This is a genomic window from Streptomyces sp. NPDC057939, from assembly GCF_042887545.1.
In the GTDB taxonomy this organism is placed as follows: Bacteria; Actinomycetota; Actinomycetes; order Streptomycetales; family Streptomycetaceae; genus Streptomyces.
On sequence record NZ_JBHVPG010000012.1, the window covers coordinates 127185 to 148316 of the forward strand.

23 protein-coding genes are annotated in these 21132 nt (G+C 69.7%); 10 read left to right on the top strand and 13 right to left on the bottom strand.

Annotated features, from left to right (window positions below; genetic code table 11):
* Positions 1-136 precede the first annotated feature (136 nt).
* Together ACFVS6_RS16560 and ACFVS6_RS16565 are read right to left on the bottom strand one after the other, a co-directional pair.
* On the bottom strand, positions 137-664 hold the full coding sequence (locus ACFVS6_RS16560) for a DUF397 domain-containing protein (protein ID WP_389704418.1): 528 nt from the start codon (positions 662-664) through the stop codon (positions 137-139).
* Entirely contained in the window at positions 661-1521 is an 861-nt protein-coding gene (locus ACFVS6_RS16565; protein ID WP_389704420.1) for a Scr1 family TA system antitoxin-like transcriptional regulator, read from the bottom strand. The genes ACFVS6_RS16560 and ACFVS6_RS16565 overlap by 4 nt, the downstream gene beginning before the upstream one ends.
* Before the next feature lie 221 nt (positions 1522-1742).
* Between ACFVS6_RS16565 and ACFVS6_RS16570 the strand changes: the two genes are divergently transcribed.
* The 10 genes from ACFVS6_RS16570 to ACFVS6_RS16615 all read left to right on the top strand — a co-directional run bounded on the left by ACFVS6_RS16570 (position 1743) and on the right by ACFVS6_RS16615 (position 10126).
* Positions 1743-2195, top strand: a complete 453-nt coding sequence (locus ACFVS6_RS16570; RefSeq protein WP_389704422.1) for an ATP-binding protein — start codon at positions 1743-1745, stop codon at positions 2193-2195.
* A 157-nt stretch (positions 2196-2352) separates the two neighbouring features.
* Positions 2353-2787, top strand: a complete 435-nt coding sequence (locus ACFVS6_RS16575) for an NUDIX domain-containing protein (RefSeq protein WP_389704424.1) — start codon at positions 2353-2355, stop codon at positions 2785-2787.
* Between the two features lie 32 nt (positions 2788-2819).
* Positions 2820-4697, top strand: a complete 1878-nt coding sequence (locus tag ACFVS6_RS16580) for a radical SAM protein (protein ID WP_389704426.1) — start codon at positions 2820-2822, stop codon at positions 4695-4697.
* Positions 4694-5323, top strand: a complete 630-nt coding sequence (locus ACFVS6_RS16585) for a hypothetical protein (RefSeq protein ID WP_389704428.1) — start codon at positions 4694-4696, stop codon at positions 5321-5323. The genes ACFVS6_RS16580 and ACFVS6_RS16585 overlap by 4 nt, the downstream gene beginning before the upstream one ends.
* Entirely contained in the window at positions 5320-6048 is a 729-nt protein-coding gene (locus ACFVS6_RS16590) for a hypothetical protein (protein WP_389704429.1), read from the top strand. The genes ACFVS6_RS16585 and ACFVS6_RS16590 overlap by 4 nt, the downstream gene beginning before the upstream one ends.
* Before the next feature lie 5 nt (positions 6049-6053).
* Positions 6054-6698, top strand: coding sequence for a hypothetical protein (locus ACFVS6_RS16595; RefSeq protein WP_389704431.1), 645 nt, complete (start codon positions 6054-6056; stop codon positions 6696-6698).
* Positions 6695-7561: a protein kinase gene (locus ACFVS6_RS16600; protein WP_389704433.1), complete on the top strand. Its 867-nt coding sequence runs from the start codon at positions 6695-6697 to the stop codon at positions 7559-7561. The genes ACFVS6_RS16595 and ACFVS6_RS16600 overlap by 4 nt, the downstream gene beginning before the upstream one ends.
* 105 nt (positions 7562-7666) lie before the next feature.
* Positions 7667-7798 (top strand): hypothetical protein, encoded by a 132-nt coding sequence (locus tag ACFVS6_RS16605; protein WP_389704435.1) that lies wholly within the window; start codon positions 7667-7669, stop codon positions 7796-7798.
* Between the two features lie 112 nt (positions 7799-7910).
* Entirely contained in the window at positions 7911-8819 is a 909-nt protein-coding gene (locus ACFVS6_RS16610) for an aKG-HExxH-type peptide beta-hydroxylase (RefSeq protein ID WP_389704437.1), read from the top strand.
* Positions 8816-10126 (top strand): serine hydrolase domain-containing protein, encoded by a 1311-nt coding sequence (locus ACFVS6_RS16615; protein WP_389704439.1) that lies wholly within the window; start codon positions 8816-8818, stop codon positions 10124-10126. The genes ACFVS6_RS16610 and ACFVS6_RS16615 overlap by 4 nt, the downstream gene beginning before the upstream one ends.
* Positions 10127-10681: 555 nt before the next feature.
* Here ACFVS6_RS16615 and ACFVS6_RS16620 read toward each other — a convergent pair.
* The 11 genes from ACFVS6_RS16620 to ACFVS6_RS16670 all read right to left on the bottom strand — a co-directional run bounded on the left by ACFVS6_RS16620 (position 10682) and on the right by ACFVS6_RS16670 (position 21125).
* Positions 10682-11110, bottom strand: coding sequence for a hypothetical protein (locus ACFVS6_RS16620; RefSeq protein WP_389704441.1), 429 nt, complete (start codon positions 11108-11110; stop codon positions 10682-10684).
* Positions 11104-11577: a hypothetical protein gene (locus tag ACFVS6_RS16625; RefSeq protein ID WP_389704443.1), complete on the bottom strand. Its 474-nt coding sequence runs from the start codon at positions 11575-11577 to the stop codon at positions 11104-11106. The genes ACFVS6_RS16620 and ACFVS6_RS16625 overlap by 7 nt, the downstream gene beginning before the upstream one ends.
* Entirely contained in the window at positions 11574-13016 is a 1443-nt protein-coding gene (locus ACFVS6_RS16630; protein ID WP_389704445.1) for a type IV secretory system conjugative DNA transfer family protein, read from the bottom strand. The genes ACFVS6_RS16625 and ACFVS6_RS16630 overlap by 4 nt, the downstream gene beginning before the upstream one ends.
* A gap of 31 nt (positions 13017-13047) precedes the next feature.
* A complete protein-coding gene (locus ACFVS6_RS16635; protein ID WP_389704447.1) occupies positions 13048-13299 on the bottom strand; it encodes a hypothetical protein in 252 nt (83 codons plus the stop codon).
* An 8-nt stretch (positions 13300-13307) separates the two neighbouring features.
* Entirely contained in the window at positions 13308-13628 is a 321-nt protein-coding gene (locus ACFVS6_RS16640; RefSeq protein ID WP_389704449.1) for a DUF6238 family protein, read from the bottom strand.
* Between the two features lie 62 nt (positions 13629-13690).
* On the bottom strand, positions 13691-15127 hold the full coding sequence (locus tag ACFVS6_RS16645; protein ID WP_389704451.1) for an ATP/GTP-binding protein: 1437 nt from the start codon (positions 15125-15127) through the stop codon (positions 13691-13693).
* On the bottom strand, positions 15124-16650 hold the full coding sequence (locus ACFVS6_RS16650; RefSeq protein WP_389704452.1) for an SCO6880 family protein: 1527 nt from the start codon (positions 16648-16650) through the stop codon (positions 15124-15126). The genes ACFVS6_RS16645 and ACFVS6_RS16650 overlap by 4 nt, the downstream gene beginning before the upstream one ends.
* 3 nt (positions 16651-16653) lie before the next feature.
* On the bottom strand, positions 16654-18465 hold the full coding sequence (locus ACFVS6_RS16655; protein ID WP_389704454.1) for a hypothetical protein: 1812 nt from the start codon (positions 18463-18465) through the stop codon (positions 16654-16656).
* A complete protein-coding gene (locus ACFVS6_RS16660; protein WP_389704455.1) occupies positions 18446-19756 on the bottom strand; it encodes a hypothetical protein in 1311 nt (436 codons plus the stop codon). The genes ACFVS6_RS16655 and ACFVS6_RS16660 overlap by 20 nt, the downstream gene beginning before the upstream one ends.
* A 3-nt stretch (positions 19757-19759) precedes the next feature.
* Positions 19760-20098: a hypothetical protein gene (locus ACFVS6_RS16665; protein ID WP_389704457.1), complete on the bottom strand. Its 339-nt coding sequence runs from the start codon at positions 20096-20098 to the stop codon at positions 19760-19762.
* Positions 20099-20147: 49 nt separating this feature from the next.
* Entirely contained in the window at positions 20148-21125 is a 978-nt protein-coding gene (locus ACFVS6_RS16670; protein ID WP_389704459.1) for an NlpC/P60 family protein, read from the bottom strand.
* Positions 21126-21132 lie beyond the last annotated feature (7 nt).

A 21132-nucleotide genomic window follows, 5' to 3' on the forward strand; every position in this document is an offset into this window, starting at 1 on the left:
TCCCCTTCACTGCTTCGTTTCTGGACGGTGCCCGCGCGGTCACCCCGCTGGCAGATGTTCCTCGGGAACGGCCTCGTGTGGAGCGACGCGGCTGAATGATCACGAAATGGAACCCTCCGGTGCCCCGGGACGCCGCTCAGTGAACGAGCGCCAGAGGGGCCGGAGAGCTGTGTGTCAGGTCCTGCCTGCGGTAGAACTTGCCGCTTCTGATGCCCTCATAGAAGTCGCTGATCTCCGAGTCAGCGAAGACCAGGACGTGCTGCTCCTGAGTGCTGTCCGGCCCGCGGAACACGGTGACACCACGAGGAAGAAACGTCACGCCGATGCTCTCTGGCCCTGGGAAGTGCCATCTAGCCTCGGTGAGTTGCCCAGCCAGCCAATCGGGAGGGAGGTAGTTCTTGGCGGTCGCCGTGATCGCGTCCGCGTCGAGCGGCTTCGGTCCCTGGAGCAGGCCGCCGAGAATGCCGACGGTGAACGTCTGGAACCCCCTGTCGGTGATGAGTAGCGGCTGCTGCTCAGGGTTGAGCGAGTCGCGGAACGCGACCATTCCGCTATCCAGGAAAGTGACCTCCACGCAGTTGGTGCCGCCGCTGCTGGCTGTCTGCCACTCGGCTCCGGCGAGCTGGTCTGCGAGCCGGGCGGCGTCGAGGTCGGTCGTGTTCATGCTGCGAGGTCCTTGGCGATCGTCTTGAGCAGGGACAGGGATTCCTTCTGGCCGAAGGCGTCCGACTTCAGGTGGTTGCTGGTGGTGCGGTAGACCTCCACCGACTCGTGGTCGGTGAGGTGGAGACGTGCGCGGGTCGCCTCGATCGTGACGGTGTCACCGCCGGTGGCGAACGACATCAGCATGAACGGTCCGTCCATACCCGCGTGCGCGCCGGCACTCAGTGGCAGTACCTGGATGGTGACGTTCGGATCGCTTTTCAGCAGGTCGATCAGGTGCTCGACCTGGGCCCTGGCCACGGCCCGTCCGCCGATTTCTTGCCGGAGGAGTCCTTCGGGGATCACGGACCATATCTTCAGCGGCGGGTGACGGTTGGCCATGGCCAGTCGGTGCTCAGCGCGCATGGCGATGAAGCGTTCGATGTCCTCGGCTGTGGTCCAGGCCCGGCTGCCCTCGATGACGGCCCGCTCGTGGTCCGAGGTCTGGAGCAGGCCGTGCAGCGAGCCGGAGTTCCAGTGGAACAGTTCGAGGGCCTCTTCGATCTCGGTCAGGTAGTCGCTGAGCGGGTCGTCAACGACTCCTTCGTAGCGCTGGTGCCAGTCAGGCTCGCCTGCCCGGCGGACCAGCTCGCGCCACTGCTCGCGCTGGGCCTCGTTCTGGATTTGTAGAACCTCGAAGAAGTGCGCGAGGGCTTGGAGCTTGACCCCCTGCGTCCCGTTCTCGATCTTGCTCACGGTCGACAGCGCCCTGTACCCGAGTCGTTGGGCAGCCTCGTCCAGGCTCCAGCCCAGTGCTTCGCGGGCCCGGCGGATCTCTGTTCCCAGGCGCCTCCGGCGCGGGGTCGGCTGTACGGGCATGACACCTCCTCGCTCCGGCACGGCTGTTGCCCCTGGGAAAGCGTAGTACCCGTGCCTGCACGTGCATATGACAGATCGCCAAAAGGAAAGGTTTTCCTCATTGGGCATCTTGCCCTTCTGCCACGGTCGGGTCATCATCGAAGCTCCACCAAGCGCAGAGTGCCCCTTTCGGCACGGAGCGCAACGGTCAGAGGTGTGTCCGCAGCCATCTGGGAGGGTCCATGCCCGTCGGGACTGTCGATCATTTCGGTGAGTTCCGACTGGTCATACCCGTGGTCCGGCCCGAGTCGATGGGGTGCGTGCGCGAGATCGTGCGCGCCCAGCTGCGGATGTGGCGCAAGAGCGAGTTCAGCGACTTGGCCGAGCTGGGAGTCACCGAGCTGTTGACCAACGTCCTCCGTCACGCCGGTGGTGGGGGTGAACTGCTGGTGAGTGAGACCGCAGACGGTATCCGCGTCGGAGTCACCGACTTCCACGGTCGGCTGCCGGTGGCCGGCAAGCCGACACGGGAGGCCATCGGCGGGCGGGGGCTGTATCTGCTCGCTCACCTCGTGAACGAGGTGGGGACCCAGGTCCTCCCGCAGGGTAAGGAGGTCTGGTTCGACCTCCGCTCCGACTGCGGTCGTACACGGGTATCGGAGCGTGGCCGGGGCTCGCGTCGAACGCCTGACTGAATGGTCTATTGCCTCTGGCTGACTGGCAGTTGGCGCTGTATCAGCAGAACTAGACTCGTGGGTTGCCCGCCTCCCGTCCGGAGGCCGGACGAGTCGCTGGAGCGCCGCAGGCCCGGGGCATTCCAGCTGATCATTCCCGAACGTGGAGGTTGTTGAGATGCCCCAGAAGGTCACCAAGGAGAAGGTGCTGGTCTACGTCGTGCGCGATGGGCGGCTGCTGGTGTTCCGGCACACCGACTACGGCTACGAGGAGGTCGGCATCCAGGTTCCGGCCGGCAGCATCCGCCCGGGGGAGACCCCGGAGGACGCCGCGCTGCGGGAAGCCCGGGAGGAGACCGGCCTGGCCGATTTCAAGATCGTGCGGAAGCTCGGCGAGACCGAGTACGACATCAGCCCGTACCGGTTCGAGATCCAGCACCGGCACGTCTTCCACCTGGAGCTCACCGAGTCCACCCCGGAGCGGTGGATGAGCCAGGAGGACCACGACGGCCAAGGCGAGCCCACCCACTTCGAGTGCTTCTGGATTCCGCTGGAGGCCGCGCACATCCTCCAGTCCGGCCAGGGCGCCCTGCTGGGACGCCTGTCCGACTAACCACCCGGCCACGGCAGCATGGGAGGCAGCCGATGTACCGCACCACCGAACAGCACCACCCGATCGACCGGCTCTACCGGAGCCTGGAGCCCGAGGACACCCGTACAGCGGTGTCGGTGATCGTGAAGCTGCGCGGGGAGACCTGCGACATCGACTGCCTCTACTGCTACGAGAAGCGCAAGGCCGCGCCCGGCGGAGCCCGGATCGGCGCCGACCAGATCGGACAGCTGGCCCGCCTCTTCCGCAACCGCCCGCTCACCGTCGAACTCCACGGCGGGGAGCCGCTCACCGCCGGCCGCGAGGTCATCGCCGAGATCCTGCGCGAACTCGCCGCCCTCCCGCAGGTCGTACGGGTGTCGATGCAGACCAACGGTGTCCAGCTCGACGGGCAGTGGCTCGACCTGTTCGACGCGCTCTACCCGCAGTTACAGATCGGCATCTCCCTCGACGGCGACGCCCAGGGCAACACCTGGCGCGTCGGGTATGACGGCGAGGCCGTCTACCCGCGCGTCGCGGCGGCCCTGGAGCTGCTGGGACGGCGGGGCCGCAAGGTCGGCGTCATCGCCGCGGTGACCCCGGCGGTTCTGGGCCGGGCGGCGCCGGTCCTCGACCACCTCGCCGGGTTCGAAGCGGTCAACGCGGTCAGCTTCGTGCCGTGCTTCGACAGCGCCATCCGCCGCCCCACGACGGTGCGGGCCCGGCGCATCCCGGCAAGCCGCCTGCTCCAGCAGGCCGCACTCAAGAGCGACGGCGCACCGACCTGGGCGATCCACCCGGACGAGTACGCGGAGTTCGTGCTGGCCGCCACCGCGCACTGGATCAGCTCCGGGTACTTCACCCGCCTCAAGCTGGAGCCGGCCGTCTCCACGATCCGGCGGCTGCGCGGCCTGGGCACCGGCTTCTGCCACTTCTCCGACCTCAAGTGCGACCACGTCTTCACCCTCTACCCGGACAACCGGTTCGGCAGCTGCGACGAGCTGCCGTGGCCCCAGGCCCGCCTGACCAGCCTGGACGAAGTCACCGACGAGCACGAACTGGTCGCCCTCCAGCAGGGATCGCTGCTGCTGGACCAGGGCAAGGCGCTGATGGCCAAGTGCACGACCTGCGACTACCGCGACACCTGCGGCGGAGGCTGCGTCGCCACCCGGTGGCGCCAGGACCCGGCCGCGGCCGGAGACGCCTACTGCGACCACCGGATGCGCATGGTCGACGGCACCGCCGCCCTTCTCGCCCAGCCCGCGAACCCCGAGGGCAGCTGGTGCCGGACACTGCGCTGGCACCCCCGCACGCCGAACAGCATGCGCGACGTGAACGCCTTCACCGCCCGCTGGGACGACCCCGCCGCGACCCGCGCGGAGGTGAGGCTGCACGCCAGCGTGCACGGCAACATCAACACCGTCGGCCTGCCCGGCGTCCACGAGGCCGACGACCTCGACCCCGCCCACCCGAAGTGGCGCGAGGCGATCGAGCCCCGAGTCTGGCCGCTGGCCGAGGTCCTCACCGCCCGCTGGGGCCTGATCACGTATGACAGCTGCCAGGGCCACCGCTACGACGGTCTCGACCTGGAACCCGCCGAACTGCGGGTCGGCCTGCTGCCCCGTGACCGCGCCGAGTATGCCCGCACCGCAGCGGCCCTGTGCCGCGCGGCCACCGCCACCGCGCTGCCCGAAGGCATCGAGGTGCGCGTCACCCGCTCCGAGCTGACCTGCGAGACCTCGCGCAGTACCGTTCCGGTCCTCGACCTCAGCCTCCGCCCCGACAGGCAGGGCTGGGACACCTACTTCGCGCACCTGGACGCCGCCGCCCGGGCGCTCACCGACACGCTGACGGCCGAGGACCCGATGGGCACCGCGTGCTCCTGCCCGCTGCCTGACCATGCCGCCGAGGTGTACCCGGCGGTGACCGCATGAGGCCCGAATGGCAGGTGGCCGTCCACCAACTCCTGGGACGCATTGTCTACTTCCACGCCCTGTTCATCGAATCCGCCTTCGCGCCGTCCGCTGCCGCCGCCGGTCCGCCGTGCTGCAACCACCGCTCCCCGCCGACAGGCGTGCGGCCGGAGGTGGGCGCACTGCTGGCCGACAGCGCGTGGGCGGTCCTCGATGAGGTCGCCTCCGAACTTGGCGAACCCGCCGGTCGGTGCCCGTCACACAGCCCGGGTTGTTGTGCGACGTGCCGCGTCGCCTACTCGGCCGCCGCCGTCGCCGAAGCGTGGCTGGTCACCGAGCACCGCGCCTACCGCCGGCCGGGGCCGCACGAACGGACCCGCGCCGCGTGCCGGGACGCTGCCGCCACTCGGATGACCCGGATCTTCGTCCGGCAGCACCGTGCGCCTTGCCCCGCCCAGGCCCCGGCCGAGACGGCCGGTGCCTGGCTGCTGCCCGGCCCGGACGAGCTGCCGCTGACCGGCGAACTCCTCGCCCTGTGGCGCGACCCCCTGTCCGCTGGCGGCAGCCCGGTCGTGAGCTGGCTCAACCACTGCACCGACCTGGACGACGTCCGTCGCGTCCTCGAAGCAAGGAGGCCCATCCCGTGATCCACATAGCCGAGACCGTCGGCGTCGGCAGCATAGAAAGCTTCCTCGACCCGGCCGAGCGGCTCCGCCTCGCCGCCCTGATGCACGGCATCGTCGCCGACGACGGCGCACGCTTCGGGGACGAGCGCCGTACCTCCATCCACGAGATCCCCGGCCACAGCCACGAACAGGCGATGGCCGTCTACGAACCCGCCGGCCGCGTCGAGATCCCCGGCATCCCGGACGCCGCCGAGAAGATCCTCCAGGCCGCGTTCGACCGCGCCCGCCCGGCCCTGGACCGGGTCATGCCCTCCATCACCGTGTGCCGCCCGTGGACGTACGTCGAGTACGGCCCGGGTCAGCACATCACCAGCCACCTCGACGGCATCGCCCCCGACCCGCTCGCCTGGCCCCGCCAGATCGCCGGGATCAGCGTCGTCATCACCCAGCCCGACGCCGGTGGTGACTTCTACGTCGAGACCGCCTCCGATGACCGCCTCTGGTACCGGCAGGCCCCCGACGCGGCGGCCAACGGCTACGCGGAGGGCATGTGGCTGGCCCACGACGGCGCGGACAACTCCGCGGCCTGGTTCCAGCAGATGCCCCGCACCCGCTGGTCCGTGGCGCCCGCCCCGGGCACCGCTCTGCTGTACGGCTCCCAGCTCGCCCACGGCACCCTGCCGGTCACCGCCGGGCGGTGCGCGAAATTCATCAGCTGGCTCGCCGCCGACGAACCGGGGAGCTGACACCCTTGCTCATAGCCCTGGAAGGCTTACCCGGCGCCGGAAAGAGCACCCTGCGAGACCGACTCCTCTCCGACGCCCGAACCCGAGGCATCCACCTCGACCACACCGGCCAATTCTCCTGGCTCTCCCTCACAGCCACCCGCACCCTCGTGCGGCTGCGGGCCGGACAGAGCGCCGACATCCCCGAGGAAGCCACCGAAGCGGCCTGCCGGGACCTCGCACTCCACGCCCGCTTCAACCTTGCCCCCGCCCTCGTGCGCGGCCCGGTGATCGCCGACCGGCTCAGCCTCTCCACCGCCTGCCTGCTCGCTCTGGTCCAGCGGCGCCCGGTCGCCGAGTACGTCGAGCGCCTCGCACAGCAGCACCGCGCCCGGCCGCAGCTGACCGTCCTGCTGACCACCGAGGCCGACTTGTGCCAGGCCCGACTCGCCGGCCGGGAGACCGCCCCTCGCTTCACCGACCACCCCGACACCACCGCACGCCTCGCCGACCTCTACCGGCAAGCGGCCACTGTCTGGAGCCGCTGCACCGGCCTGGAGGTCTGGCAGCGGCCCTGCGCCACCAAGGCCGACCTCGACCAGCTGGCCGTCGCCTGCCTCACCCACCTCGACTCCACTCCCTCGACCTCGACCACGGAAGCGAGCCGATGAACCTCAACCCCCTCCACCCCGCCGCCGCGGTCTTGGACCAGCTCCGCGCGGACGGCTGGCAGGTGCTCGACCTGCTCGCGTTCACCCGCGCCAGCACCCTGGCCGCCGCCCGCCTCCCCGGTCGGCAGCCCGTCGTGGTGAAGGCCGGATTCGGCAGCAACCACGTCCTGGCCGAACTCCCCGCCGAGCAGCGGCCCGCCGCGTACGGCTTCTACTGGTACGCGCAGCTGTCCGACGCCGAACGCGCGCTGACCCGGGAGGACTTCCGCCACGAGGCCGACCTCACCAGCGCCGCCGCCGGTGCCGACCACGTCGTGCCCCTCCTCGACCAGGGAAGCGGCGAGCGGTTCGACTGGTACACCATGCCGCTGTGCGACGGCGGGAGCTTCCGCACCTTCATGACCTCCTACAAGGACACCGGTGAGGGCCTGGACATCCTCGCCGACGTTGCCGAGGGTCTTACCGGCCTGCACCAGCGCGGCATCGTCCACCGGGACGTCTACCAGGAGAACATCCTCATCCACCAGGGCCGGGGACTGATCACCGACCTCGGCGCCGCCCGCCGACTGTCCGCCAAGCGCGGCCCTGAGCACCGCAGCCCCGAAGTCCATTGGCCGCCGGAGTACATCACCGGCTACCACCAGGCCACTGCTGCCGCCGACGTGTTCAGCCTCGCCGTCCTGATCTACCGCTACCTGTGCGCGGACATCCCCCGCCTCGGCGGCCACGCCAACCTCGCCCTCATCCCCGCCGTCCTGCGAACGCTGGTCGTCGCCGCACTCGCCGACCAGCCCGGTGACCGCCCCGCCATGAGCGACCTCGCCGCCGCCCTCCGCACCGCTGCCCGCACCGTCCGGCACTGAACCCGGGGAGGCCACCGTGCCAAGGGCGAGATCACCGCCCGCTGTCCGAGCACCGACGCGACGGGCATCCAGCAGCACCACCCCGACAACCAGAGGGATCACGACATGGACCGCATCACCGAGTTCCTCGACGCCGTCGAGGAACTGCGCGGCGAGGACGAGGACGTCCGCACCACCGCCCACACCTCCAGCGTCTCCGCCGAGGGCTGGCCGGCCGCCGAGGGCGACGCCGCCTGAACACCCTTGACCACCCGGCGCACTGAACGCCGACGGTGAACAACCCGGGGCCGGACCCGACCGCGGCGGGCCCGGCCCCGGCCCACTCCAGCACCCGAACAGGAGCCCGTACGTGGAACACGACGCCCTCTTCGGCTTCCCGCCGATCAGCCGCCTTCACCAGGACCGCACCCGCAAGATCCACACGATCCTCAACCCCGACGCCCGGCCCCAGCCCTCGGGCCTCGGCATCGCCGCCGACTACAGCCTGGCCCACCACGCCCTTGAAGGCGCCGAGAACGCCGCCCGCTCCCACGAGCGGGACACCTTCGACTGGTACACCGCCAACCCCCACACCGGCGCCGCCACCAACTCCACCTCGACCGTCCTCGGCCCGCGCGTCATCGTCACCCCCGACCTCACCGACCTGCCCCGCTCCCCGATCTCCGAGACCCCCTACTACGTGCTTGGCCCCGGCACCGAACCCGCGCCGGGCCCCCTGCGCACCCTGGCGGCCGACGCGTTCGCGACCGCCGAGGCCACCGGCTTCGGCGAACTGCTCGCCGCCCACGCCGTTGTGGTGGTCCTGCTGCGGACCAAGCAGCTCGGCCAGACCCTGGACAGCTGGACCATCACCCGCCTGCCCGGCAGCGTCTTCCTCGACCACGTCGCCGACCCGGCCGTCCTGGGCCGTGACCTCATCCACGAAGCCGGACACAACTGGCTCAACGACGCCCTCACCGCCACCGGCAGCAAGATCGGCGACCAGGGCGAGTTCCACTCCCCGTGGAAGCAGAGCATGCGGCCCGCCTTCGGCTTCCTGCACGCCTGCTGGGCCTTCCCCCTCACCATGATCTACACCGCCCGCGCCCTGGAGCACGCCGAAGGCGACGTGCGGCGCTTTCTGGCCGCCTACCTCGACCAGCAGCGCGCCCAGCTCGCCGCCACCGCCGCCGACCACCCGCGCGCCCTCGAACTCGTCAGCGACGAGGACCTCCGCGAACGGCTGGCAACCGTCCACCAGCAGGCGCTCACCCTGTGAGCACCGACCGCCCGGACGCCCCGGGCCTGACCCTGCTGGTCCACCGCCCCGGCGAGAACCCCGTCCTCTGGCACACCGGCCTGGCCAACGTCGAACACCACGTCCCGATCGGCCCCGCCACCGCCTTCAACGCTGGCTCCGTCGCCAAGCAGATCACCGCCCACCTGGTCCTGCTCGCGGCCCGCGAAAGCCTGATCCACCTCCATCAGCCGGCCGCTGACCTGCTCCTGCGTCTCCAGCTCACAGACGTCACGATCGCCGAGCTGATCACCCACACGTCCGGCCTGCGCGACGCCGAATCACTGCTCTCCCTCGCAGGGATGCGCGACCTCGACCACTACACCGCCGATGACCTGCGGACCCTCGCCTACCGCCAGCGCGAACGTGCTGTACCGGAAGGCCAGTTCCTGTACAGCAACACGAACTACCTCCTGCTCGCCGAACTCCTCGAAACCGTCCACGGCATCGCGCTGCCCGACCTCGCCCGCCGCCGGATCTTCGACCCGCTCGGCATGAACGCCACCCGGTACCAGGCCGACCCTCGCGACATCGTCCCCGACGCCGCAGCCGCCTACCGGCCCGCCGGCGACCGCTGGCGACACACACAGCCCCCCGTCGCGCTCCCCGGCCCCGGCACCCTGTTCACTACCGCTGGCGACCTCAACCGCTGGCTTGGCTATCTCCACGAGCAGTGGCAGCAGGGCAAAAGCTCCCTGCCGTACGGGGGAGAAGTCGACTACCAGGCCGCAGACCACCAGCCGCACCTGTACGGACCCGGTCTGTACGCCGACCTCCGCCCGGGACGCACCGCCGTCTTTCACTACGGCCACGAACACGGCTTCTCCGCGGCCACCCACCTCACCCGCGACGGACAGCGGGTCGTCTGCCTGGCCAACACCACGGATCTGGCCGCAGGCCACGCCGTAGCCGCCGTGCTCCGCCGACTGGACGAGCACCCCGGACGCGGCCTGGAAGAACTGGCGCCTTTGGCCGCCGCCGAGTCCGCGCGCCGCCCGACCGAGGACGCCGAAGAAGGCCGCGAAGCCAGCGAAGGCCAGCCTCACCGCGAGATTGGCCGCTTCACCTGCGACCAGGTTCCGGGAATCCTGCGGCTCACCCGCACCGGCAGCATGCTCCACCTGTGGCGCCGCGGTAGCCCGGACCACCTTGACTCGGCCGGTCCGATCACCTGGACGGGCAACGGTTACACCCTCACGCTGCCGCGCGACACGGTCGAGGTGGAGAGCTTCACCCTGGACCTCGACCGGGCGCCCGGCTTGACCTACATCCGCCTGCGGCCAACCTGACGGCCGCAGGCGCATCCGGCAGCCGTGCCCGACAACCCGACCACCCCGCGTGGTCGCCGACTGGAGAACACCCAGTGCTCGACCTAGACGTGCTCGTAGTCCCTGGAATCATCGCGTACGCCCAGGGCGACGCTGGCGGCCCGTGGGCCGAGGGCTTCTGCTGGCTGTACTGCGGCCAGCAGTGGACCCGTGTCCTGTGGATCGGTCCAGCGGCCGTCGGGGAAGTGCAAGTTCCCATGTTCGCCTGCGGCCCGTGTATCACCGAGCTCCGGGAGCGGGTCTGGACGTCGGTCCTTCTCGGCGATGAACGCGCGGAGCCCATCACCGATGTGGGGCAGGCCAGGGGCGAAGTTGAACTCTCCCCGAGAGCTGGTCAGCTACCTCGGGGCCGGCACCGTCGCCCTAGGCTTCTTCGCCGGGCAACACGGCTCCTGAATCGGGTGGCCGAGTCTGAAGTGTAGATGGCAGTGGCCCGCTCCCACCCGAGGATTTCGTGGAGCAACAGGCCCAGCGGGCAGCACTCGTGTGATTGCTGCCCGCCGGGCTGACGTGCACCTAAACCGGCGGTGCGCTCGGGGTTTCCAGCCTGATTGCTTCAGTATGCGCGGATTCGCCGTACGCCGCGTACGGGCGTCTTGCCGGTTCCGAGACGGGCGCGAAGTCGTTGTGCGGTTCGACGGCCCCCTGCGTGGTGACGGTCGTGAGCACCTGTTCTGCGCGATCCAGGGTCAGCCGGACTGCGCCGAACCGGCCCACTGCGAACCCCGTCCGGTACCCGTGCAGGTGGAGCTGTTCCACGGCCTGAACTCCGGCGTCGACGTCCGGGGTGTCGGTGGGCGGGACCAGGGCGTGCAGCTCCTCCTGCCACTCCCACCCCAGATCGCGGAGTACCGCGCGGGCCTCCACCTGCTCCCAGCCGCTTCTGGCGAGCAGGCCGCGCTGCGGGTCGATGTCGAGGACGACATGGGAGGCCGAGGTCACCATGTGGAGGCTCCGGTGTTCTCGTCGGTCCAGGCAGCGAGCTGGAAACGTGCGGGCCGGTCGTCGTGGCGTCCAAGGCGGCACTCGTCGCCGGCTTTGCCGAGGGCCTTGTTCATGCGGCTGAGGAACCGGTCGTACTGCTCATGCCAGACGATCGTGGAACCCGCGTCCGCGTAGGCGTCGTCCCGGGCGAAGGCCAGGGCGGCGATCTCGTATCCCAGCCCCTCATGCTTCTTCCAGCAGGGCGGGATCACGTCCTGCGGCTGCCAGGCGTATGCCTCGTTCAGCCAGCGGCACACCGCGTCCAGCCAGGCCGGCATCGGCTCGATCAGCTCTGCCGACAGGGCGCCGAGATCCCACGGCGGGGGGCCGTCGACCACCGACTCCTCGGCGCTCCGCTCCGCGATGTACTCCAGGATCAGCGCGGGTGGCTCGGGGAAGGGCTTGAATCGCGCGAGTGGATTCGTCACGCGGCGGCTCCCTTCGCGGCCCAGGCGGCGGCGTGGGCCGCGGCCTGCTTCTTCTTCGTAGCGGACCGCCGACGGCGCTCCAACTCGTTCGCCTCGCGGAGCTGGCGGACGTGGGCTTCGATCTCCGGCCAGGACTCCCAGGTCCACATCCCGTCGAGACGGGTGATCACCGGCGGCAGGTTGTCGGCGAGCACGAGCGCATGGCCTTCCGGCAACGACCTGATCTCGTCGCCCCGCAGGACCGGCTCCAGCGCCATGTGGGTGGCCGTCGAGTGGCTCCCGCGGTCGCCGCCGCTGGTCGTCTTGGTGGTGCGCTCGCGTTCGACCTGCCCGCACAGGTCGGACAGGTCCCTGAGGAAGCCGGGGTCCTTCGTCCCGCCGAACACCACGACGTTGTTGGTGAACGAGGCCAGCTCGTTCGCGGTGTCTTCGCCGAACCGGGCGATGGCCGATGCCCAACCCTGGAGACCGATGATCACGGTGATTCCGCGTCCACGGCCGTCGGCGACGCGCTGCCTCAAGCTGGGGATGGGGGCGATGTTCGGCGCCTCGTCCAACCCGGCAAGGAGTGCCGGGTCGAGTCGGCCCGCAGCAGAGGCGATGGCGTGCGCCTCGGCGATGTCGAGCAGGTCTTCCGTGATCGCGGTGGTCAGCGGGGCAACGCTGTTGACCTCGGAGTCTTTGCCGAGCAGGTAGACGGTGCCGCCCGCGTCGAGGAGTTCGGTGAAGTCCGTAGGGGCCTCGCCATCCCCCAGCAGGGCCTGCACGACCGACTCGTGCATGAGGGGTTCGAGGGCCGCGTCCAGAGTGCTCGCCGTATTTCCGACGGTGCGGCTGTCGCCGGTGGTGGCGGTTCGCAGCATGTCCGCCCAGCCGGGGCCAGCTCCGGGATGGGCATTCAGGATGCCGATCGGCGCGGGGTCGGTGAGCTTCCGCGCCCACTTCAACACCCATTCCAGGCTGGCCCCGTCGAGGGCGGCGGCGTGGAAGTACGCCGCGAGGATCTTGGCCGCCTGCCCCTTGTAGAAGGCGGCGCCCTCGCTGCTCTGGGCAGCTGCCCCGGGGGTGCGCGAGCCGGCGATGAACGCCTTTGCCCGCATCATCGCGGTCTCGGTTTCGGCGGCGCCGGTGATCGGTGTCCACCGGAATCTCGGCACGGAGGGCGCGATGTCCTGCGGGTCGAAGGCCAGGACGGGCCGGTCGCCGATTCGCCGGGCGTCGAGGGTCAGTTCGACCAGGTCGGGCTTCGTGGAGGTGGCGAGGACGGGCCCTGGCCACCGGCGGATGGTCGGGGCGAAGAATCGCAGGGTCTTGCCCGAGCCCATGGGACCGATGACCCGGCACGCCTTGTCGGCGCGGGAGAACAGATCCACGCCCTTCGGGCGCTGGGAGGCACCCAGCGAGTAACCGAAGTCGTACGGGGAGTGGGGGTGTTGCATGACGTGCTCCGAGAAAGGGGGGAAGGAGGGGTCAGCGGGCGGCGGATCGTTTCTTCGCCAGATCCACCGCCGGGCGGCGCGGGCGGTCGTCACCGCGCGTAAGAGAGGGCCGGATCTCCGTGGCCTTGAGGACGGCCGCGGCCGACAACTGCCGCTTGAGTAGGCCCTTGTCCGCGAACCCGGCGTTGCGGGTGGCCCGCTTCATCACGAGCCAGACGGCGGCCATGGTCACCGCGCACACCGCCGCGATGGCGTACAGGGCCACGGAGACCCCGCTGGGCATGATGTCCACTACGCGGCCCGCTGTCCGGCCCGGGCAGCGAGGTAGCGCATGCGCCGGCCGCAGAGCTGGGAGATCGCCGCATCGGGCCCGGCGCATCGAGGCGGGGACTGGTGGAACGCCCGGTGGAGGTCCTCGGCCGCACGCCACAGGTGGGTGACGGCGCTACGGACGCGACCTCCGGCCGCGGAGTAGTCCCCGTGATCGAGGACCGTGGCCAGCGCCTTCGTGCGCCGGGCGAGCGCGAGGGCATCGGCGTGCAGCTGGTCGATGTCCCGCCGCACCGCGTGGTGGTCGGCCGGAACCGGCGTCCCGGTGTTGGTGATCATCATGGAGCGTGTCCGTTCCGGATCTGCCTGGACGGGGCCAGCGGCGAAAAGGTGACGGGAGCCGTTCATGCGGCGTCCGGGTAACTGGAGGAGACGTCGGTCATCGAGCCGGAGGAGAAACACAGGTGCTGCTCGGCCACCACCAGCAGATGCTGTACGGCGGGATAGATAACCTCTCCCACCACCCAGAGGGCGATACCTCGACGCAGACGCACAATGTGGTCCGCCGTCCAGGATGGCAGCCCCAGTCTGGATACTGTGGCTTCCGCTTCGGCCTTTTTCATCGAGTAAATGACCACGGTATCGGCCATTTTGAGTGCCGCCTGCGTCTCGGGCGAGTCGTCAATATCTGACAGGTGGTGGACAATGAAAATGCACGACAATCCCAGGCCGCGTGCGAATTTCAGGAACTTTTCGAGCAGGGCGGCCAGCTGCGGGGTGCCGAGAATGTGCCACGCTTCCTCAGCAATGAGAATGCGCTTGCGCTGGCTGTAGCGGCGGCACCCCATCGCCGGGTTCGGCCCCACCTCCCAGGCGCCGGACTCCGAGTCGACCACCACGCGCTCGTGCTGGCTCGGCTCGGTACCGCACTCGCACAGGGGACGCAGCCAGACCTCTTCGAGGAAGACGGAGATCACCGCGACGAGGATGGTCATGGCGACCCCGCCGGACGGGACCTTGGTGAGGTCGAAGACGACCATGTCGCTGTCGAGGCCAACGCCGAGGCTGGTCGGCCCGTCCAGCATGCCGACGAGGTCGCCGGTGGAATCCTGCTCACTGCCGCACAGCCGGTCAAGCACGTAACTCGCTTCGAGGCCGTCGGCGAGCAGTTCGTCCCGCGTCCGCTGCTTCGCGACGGCGTCGGACTCCTCCGGCGCCCGGAGCGCATCGGCGACGTCCGCAAGAACGGGCGTGCGGCCGAGGGAGTCCGCCCGGTAGTGGGCCCGGCGGATGGCGATCCGCAGGGCGGAGCCGGCGAACTCGTCCAGGGTCTTGCCCAGGCCAAGCTCAACGATTGTTCTGACCAGCTCCGTCTGCCTTTTGCCCGAGATGGCGGGGTCCATCGGGTTGATGCAAGAGGCGCCGGACCCGCCACCGGGAGCGAACTTCACCGGCGCCTTGCCGGTGAGGGAACGTCCGAGGGCTGCCCATTCGCCCTCCTCCCGCTCCTTCTGTTCCTTCGTATCCAGTACGACGACTTTCCGGCCGAGGCGAATTTGCCGAGCGGCGTAGGTCTTGGTGAGGGAACTCTTTCCGCGTCCGGTATCCCCCATCACGATCATGTTTCCACCCGGCAGGCCGTCGCCGAATGCGCTGAAAGGACAGTAAATAAATGCTTTTCCGGAATACAGTTCGCGGCCGATAATCGCGCCCGCGCTGCCCAGGGTCGGCGGTGCCACCGGCAGGTACAGGGCCTGGCTGGTGGTCGTCTCCGTGTAGAGCGGACGACGCACGGTCTGGTGCATCGGGGAGAGCGGGGCGAGGTTCAGCAGGTCACTCACTTGATGCCTCCGGCGAGGGGCAGGGTGTTCGCGAAGGCACGGGCATGTTCGAGGTCGAGCCACTCGATCCGCAGGTTCGAGTTACGGGCACGGCTCGCGGTTGTGCGCTTGGTGCGCTCCAGTTCCTCGATGCTGCGGGCGGAGATCGTGATGTAGCCGACGACCGCGGAGCCGGCCGCGCCGGAGGCGGCCAGTGCCATGCCCCGGGAACCAGTGGCGTTCGCGGCGATCTGGTCGCGGGGGTCGATGTTCCTGCCTCGCTGACGGTCGCGGTGCATCTCCGCCTGGTTGTTCGTGTCCTCCGCCAACATGCGCTCCACCGCCTTGTCGTTCGGCTCCAGCTGCTGCGTGATGGCGAAGGTGCGGATCACATCGGGCATCCCGATCAGCAGCGGCGACAGGAAACCGGGGCCGACGGGCGTGGTGGGCCAGCTGATGACGTGGGCCGTGGCGTGGTACCAGCTCTCGGTGCTCCCCGCTGCGCGGGTGGCCACGTGGGCGCCCTGCCGGACATCGACGTTGCGGGGGAAGGCGTGGGCTCGGGGGAGATCGGTGTCCCAGATCGCGTGGTCAGGGTCGTACGAGTTGCGGATGAAGGCCGTCATTCTGCCCTCGTCCAGCGGGGCGACCACCGAGAGGTCGGCATCTTCCGAGCGGGACCACAGCTCGTCCAGGTAGATGGCCATCGCGGCGGCGATCCCGTCGTCACCCGTTCCCCGGGCGGAGCCCTCGGCCGCCAGGTCCCGGGTGAACTTCGCGTGGATGGTGATGTAGTACCGGTGCTCCTCGGCGCTGGTGGACACCGCGTTGGCCAACTCGTCGTACGAGTCCTTGAGCCACTGCGGGGCGTTGGCCGTTGCCGCGGACTGGTCGCGCTGCGCGATGAAGCGCTGGTGGGCGAACGGGTCGGACTTCATCTGCCGGGCGAGCACCTGGATGCGCTTGACCGGGTGTTCCTCGACGTTGCCGAAGGCGTCGAGTACCTCGCCCCACCGCTCCAGTGCGACAACTTGTTCGCCGACGTCCTTGCCGCCCAGGCCGGGAGAGGTGACCTCCAAGGCGGCGGTGACGCAGCCGGCCTCCGGCTGGAGGATGACGACGGCCTGCTGCCCGCGGACCGTGACCGGCACCCAGGTCATGCCCGCGATGCCTTCGGGCTCGGTCAGAGCGGCGTCCGGAGGAGTTCCGTCCCTTCGCACACCGGCCTCAACGGCGGGCGACACCCAGACACCGCCGGTACGGCTGAGCGCCTTGCGGTGATAGCGGTTGATCCGCCACCACCGGTAGATCGAGCGCCTCTGGGACGTGCCCTTCGGCCGGTAGGGGGCGTACACGAGCGCCAGGGCGAGCAGGATGGGCAGCACGAGGCCAGTCGCCGCCAGGGCGGTGGCTCCGCTGAAGGCGAAGCCGAGCAGCAGACCGATCACGGCGCCGCTGCCGAGAACAACCTGTTCGCCGAGGTCGCGGCGGCCCACCAGGCCCGTCGGGCGGTGTTTTCCGAACTGATACGTACGAGTCGACATGGGTCATCGGTCCTTGGTGGGGTCCGGCCGGCCGGGTGCCTGTCCGCCGGTCGGCCGCGAAGGCGGCGCGGGCGCGACGGAGGGCCCGGGGCCCGAGGTGGGTCGTGGTGCGGGGGAGGGAGAGGAGTGCGGTGCTGCCGGGCGGGTCGGTGCCGTCGGGGACGGGGCCGGCCGTGCGGTGGCCGGAGCAGAGGAGCCTCCGGCGAATGCGTCCCAGTTGAGCGCCATCCGGGACCGCGGCGCCGAAGACTGGGCCGGGGTCGGTCCGACGACGGGACCGGAACTCGTGCCCTGCGGGCGGGCGGTGGCCGGAGCGTCGGACACGCCACCACCGGAGGGTGCCGGGTCCGGGCCGACGATCGGGCCGGAGGTACCGCCGCCCTGCGAGTGGGCGGTGGCCGGAGCTTCTGACGCCGCGTGGCTGCCGGCCGCTGACCAGTCCGGGCCCGAGCCGACGACCGGACTGGAGGAGGTGCCCGTGGGGGCGCCCGGTGCGCCGGTGGGGCCGCTGTCCTCGGATTGGCCCGGAGACTGATCGGAGCCGAGGCCGCCGTTGGCGGCGTCTGCACCCTGCGCGCCGGGGGAGCCTGCGGCCTTGTTCTTCGCCATGTCGAGCCCGGCCTTGGCGACGGCCGCACCCATGGCGAGGGGCCCGCCAGCGGCGGCGGTTCCGCCGCCCATCTTGGCCCCGGCCGCCTTCGCGCCTGCGGACTTCCCGCCGCCCACGAGGGCATCTTGCACCCGGGAGTTCATCGCCCGGTTCGCGTGCTGTCCGGGGCCGTCGATCGCGGCGGCCGGGCCCGAGGACTGAGCCGTCTTCCGGTCATGGTGGAGCTGTGCCATGTGGTCGCCGAACTCCGGCAACCACTTGTACAGCGTGGCCGACGCGAACACTGCGAGCAGGAGGATCAGCGCGCCGACCAGAGTCTTGGAGACCTGGTCGGACATGGAGCCCGTTGTGTCGCTCAGGACGGCGCCACCCAGGCCGAGCAGGGCAAACAGAACGGGCTTCGACAAGCCGATGGCGAAGATGGCGCCGAACCACTTCTTGCTCTTGCCCCAGAGGTCCCTGTCGACCAGGCCCGCGTTGACGATGGGGCCGAGGGCGACGGCCACGTAGATCGAGGCGCTGCGGATCAGCAGCTCGATCCACATCAGCAGTGCGCCGGCCAGCATGATCAGGTTGACCACCAGCAGCTGCCCCACACCCTCGCTCGGGTTGGCTGCCATCACCGTGAGGACGTTCTCCAGGAACGGTTTGAAGTTCTCCGTCGCGTAGGGCTCGAAGACCGCTGTCACCTCATCGATGGCCTTGAGCAGGAGTGCCAGGGCCCCCGGCGTCAGCGCGTTGACGGTGAACTGGAGCAAGAGGAAGCCGATCGCCTCACTGATGGCGGTGGTGATGCCAACCCCGCGGACAGCCCGCTTGGCCACGGCGATCAGCCACAGCGCCACGGTCAGCAGGCAAGAGGCCGCGAAGATGATCGCGTATTGCTTCAAGAAGCCCGGGGAGGTCAGATCGATCTTGGTGGTGGCCTGGATCAGTTCCAACATCTTCCGCAAGAACCAGATGTTGGCTTCCGTCAGCTTCTGCAACAGGAAGCCGAGCGGGTCCTTGACGAAGTCGATCGCCGCCTTGGCCTCACATACCAGCGGGATGTAGCAGAAGGGATTCGCCACCGCGGAGGGGATGAAGACGAACCCCAGGACGACGTTAACCATGGCGATGGTCTGGAGCCTGCGTCGCCAGCGGCTCGGAGTGGTCCGTTCCACCCGCAGCAGACCGGGGGCGTCGTCACGCAGTCGCAGGCGCATTCCCGGCACCCCCCACCTCGGCGAAAGCGTCCGACGAGTCCGCCTGCTGCATCGCGGGCGGCGACGGAACGAGCGGCGCGGACGGGGTGACGGCGGTCGTCTTCCACGTGCCATCGGCCCAGACGAGATCCACGGTCATCCGTAGGAAGGCGACCTGCGGTCGGTGGGTCTCCTCCTTGCCCGCGACCCCGCCGGCCGAAGCGGTCCACAGCTCGATGCTCGCGGCCTGACTGGAGCGCGAGATGGTGCGGGTCGCCAGGACAGCCGTCCTGGTGATCAGCTCACTGCCGTCCGCCGACTTGCCGTCCGTGCCGACCCCGCGGTTCTCCGCGACGAGGCGGGCCGTCGCGTCGGAGTCCGACGTGACCGACTTGAGCACGCTCGGTGCTGCGGTGGCCACCAGCATTCGGTGCCGCCACTGCTCGTCGGTGAAGAAGCGCGTGTCGCCGTAGAGCATGACGGCGCTGACCGTAGCGGCACGAGCTCCCCGCTCGTTTTGCTCATAAGGCGCGGGGAAGCCGTCCGACCGGATCGCGCCGGTCACCACCGGATCGTCTGCGGCGGCCGGCACGTAGCCGGAGAAGTCGGCGGCGACGTTGGCCGCCTGTCGCGCGTCGATCGGCGCGACCAGCCCGGCAGTGCTCGCAGTGTCCTTGAGCTTCCAGTCGTTGGCCTCCCAGACGAGGGTGACCGTCACCGAGCGGTACCCCGCCTTCGGGGTTGCGTTCCCGGCGGCGCTGCCGCGGACCGTCGTGGTCCACAGTCGGATCATGGCTCCCCGGTCGTCGTAGCCCAGGACGCGGGCGGAGAGGATGCCGGTGCGGGCGATGGCCTGGCCGGCGGCAAGCTCCGTGGTGTCGCCGCGGAGAGCCGCGACCGCCTCAGCGGCGGCCAGGTCGGCCTTCTTGCCGAGCGCGTCGGTGGCGTCCCGAGCGGCCATGGCCGCCACGGCGCGGTGCCGACGCTCGCTGTTCGTGAGGAAGGCTGCGCGGCCACCGACCACGGTGAAGTTGGCCGCCGCCGCCTTAGCGCCGTCCTGCGTGTGCGGGTAGCCCACGGGGACACCGTCGACCGTGCGGGCGCGCTCCACGTTCACCTGCGGGGCCGCGTGGGTGGGTACGGGTGCCGAGGAGGCTGGTGTGGAGGGGGAGCCGGTGGCGAGGCTGACGATGACCCCGGCCGCGGTGACGACCGCGACCCCGCCGGCGGCGATGCCCGTGAGCTTCTTGGCGCGCCGGGGCGGTCGGGCTGCCCGGGGAGAATCGTTTCTCCTGTTGCGTTGGGAGGCCATGGGTCACACACCCATGCCATATGTGATGCCGACGATGGTTCCGAGCGACGCGACGAGGAAGATGCAGGCCATGCCGCCGACCATCATTCCCTTACCGCGGGAACTCTCCATGCTGGAATGGCCTTCACCGAACCAGCCCTTACTCTTCCCGATACCGATGAGGAATGCTCCGACGCCGATGGCCAGGATGACGGCGGCCACGACTCCCAGGATGATCTTTACGGTCCCCCCGAGCTTTCCGAAGGGGCCCCAGTCCGGCTTCACGCCCGTCACGACGTCGACCCCGGCAGCGAGGTTCATGTGGAGGGAAGGGTCGGCTGCGACAGACAGAAGATTGTGCATTTTTGGTCCCTTTTATATGTTTGGGCTGAAATGAGGGATTTTGTGGCGATCAGCCGACGTGTCGCATGGCGATGATCTGGGGCGTCCAGAAGCTGAGTGGCTTGATGCGGACCTGGAGGCCCGTGCGCGGGGCCTCGATCACTTCGCCGTTGCCGATGTACATGCCGACGTGCTCCGGACCGGACGCGCCGGGAACGCTGAACAGCAGGTCACCCGGGACCAGTTGGGAGACGCTGGCGACGGCCGTTCCGGCGTGCACCTGGTCGTAGGTCACCCTCGGCAGGTTCACGCCCGCAGAGGCCCAGGCCATCTTCGTGAGCGATGAGCAGTCGCAGCCGCCCATGCCCGTGTACGGCGACGAGCAGGAGCCGCCCCACTGGTACCAGGTCCCCAGCGCGGTCTTCGCTGCGGAGATCGCGCGGGCGGCTCCCTTGCCGGCCGGGAGGTTCGGCTGGACGGCGTCCGCCCACTGGGCCGCCAGGTCGCGGATAGCGCGGACATAGTTCCGGGTTTCTTCGTACGGCGGGATGCCGCCGTACTTGATCACGTTGCTGCCGCCGGCGTTGTACGCGGCGAGCATGTTCTCGGTGGAGTCGCCCGGTACGTCCTTGACGTCTTTGGCCAAGTCGCAGTCGTACTGCGCCTGCGCTGCGATGGCGTCGGCGGGGTTGCGGATGTCCTTGAGTCCGTCGCCGTCGCCGTCCACGCCGTGCTCGGTCCATGTGCCGGGCATGAACTGCGCGATCCCGACGGCGCCGACAGGGGACACAGCGTTGGGGTCGAACTTCGACTCCGTGTACAGCTGGGCGGCCAGCAGGCTGGCCGTCACCTGCGGGCACAGGCCCGCGTGCTTGTTGATGAGGTCGCGGACCCAGCCAGGAACGGGTGCGTCCGTCTTGATGCCGCCGCCTGGCCCGGTCTCCTTCGCGGAGGCGCTGTCGGCCCCGCCGAAGGTGGTCAGCAGGGCAACGCCGGTGACCAGCAAGGCGGAGACGAGGCCCAGGCCGAACTTCGAGCTGCTGTTCATCGAGGCC

What these genes read in the sequence shown, in the direction of transcription:
- ACFVS6_RS16560 (WP_389704418.1), bottom strand. Translation starts at nt 664, where the DNA reads ATGAACACGACCGACCTCGACGCCGCCCGGCTCGCAGACCAGCTCGCC.
- ACFVS6_RS16565 (WP_389704420.1), bottom strand. Translation starts at nt 1,521, where the DNA reads ATGCCCGTACAGCCGACCCCGCGCCGGAGGCGCCTGGGAACAGAGATC.
- ACFVS6_RS16570 (WP_389704422.1), top strand. Translation starts at nt 1,743, where the DNA reads ATGCCCGTCGGGACTGTCGATCATTTCGGTGAGTTCCGACTGGTCATA.
- ACFVS6_RS16575 (WP_389704424.1), top strand. Translation starts at nt 2,353, where the DNA reads ATGCCCCAGAAGGTCACCAAGGAGAAGGTGCTGGTCTACGTCGTGCGC.
- ACFVS6_RS16580 (WP_389704426.1), top strand. Translation starts at nt 2,820, where the DNA reads ATGTACCGCACCACCGAACAGCACCACCCGATCGACCGGCTCTACCGG.
- ACFVS6_RS16585 (WP_389704428.1), top strand. Translation starts at nt 4,694, where the DNA reads ATGAGGCCCGAATGGCAGGTGGCCGTCCACCAACTCCTGGGACGCATT.
- ACFVS6_RS16600 (WP_389704433.1), top strand. Translation starts at nt 6,695, where the DNA reads ATGAACCTCAACCCCCTCCACCCCGCCGCCGCGGTCTTGGACCAGCTC.
- ACFVS6_RS16605 (WP_389704435.1), top strand. Translation starts at nt 7,667, where the DNA reads ATGGACCGCATCACCGAGTTCCTCGACGCCGTCGAGGAACTGCGCGGC.
- ACFVS6_RS16620 (WP_389704441.1), bottom strand. Translation starts at nt 11,110, where the DNA reads ATGGTGACCTCGGCCTCCCATGTCGTCCTCGACATCGACCCGCAGCGC.
- ACFVS6_RS16630 (WP_389704445.1), bottom strand. Translation starts at nt 13,016, where the DNA reads ATGCAACACCCCCACTCCCCGTACGACTTCGGTTACTCGCTGGGTGCC.
- ACFVS6_RS16635 (WP_389704447.1), bottom strand. Translation starts at nt 13,299, where the DNA reads ATGCCCAGCGGGGTCTCCGTGGCCCTGTACGCCATCGCGGCGGTGTGC.
- ACFVS6_RS16640 (WP_389704449.1), bottom strand. Translation starts at nt 13,628, where the DNA reads ATGATGATCACCAACACCGGGACGCCGGTTCCGGCCGACCACCACGCG.
- ACFVS6_RS16650 (WP_389704452.1), bottom strand. Translation starts at nt 16,650, where the DNA reads ATGTCGACTCGTACGTATCAGTTCGGAAAACACCGCCCGACGGGCCTG.
- ACFVS6_RS16655 (WP_389704454.1), bottom strand. Translation starts at nt 18,465, where the DNA reads ATGCGCCTGCGACTGCGTGACGACGCCCCCGGTCTGCTGCGGGTGGAA.
- ACFVS6_RS16660 (WP_389704455.1), bottom strand. Translation starts at nt 19,756, where the DNA reads ATGGCCTCCCAACGCAACAGGAGAAACGATTCTCCCCGGGCAGCCCGA.
- ACFVS6_RS16665 (WP_389704457.1), bottom strand. Translation starts at nt 20,098, where the DNA reads ATGCACAATCTTCTGTCTGTCGCAGCCGACCCTTCCCTCCACATGAAC.
- ACFVS6_RS16670 (WP_389704459.1), bottom strand. Translation starts at nt 21,125, where the DNA reads ATGAACAGCAGCTCGAAGTTCGGCCTGGGCCTCGTCTCCGCCTTGCTG.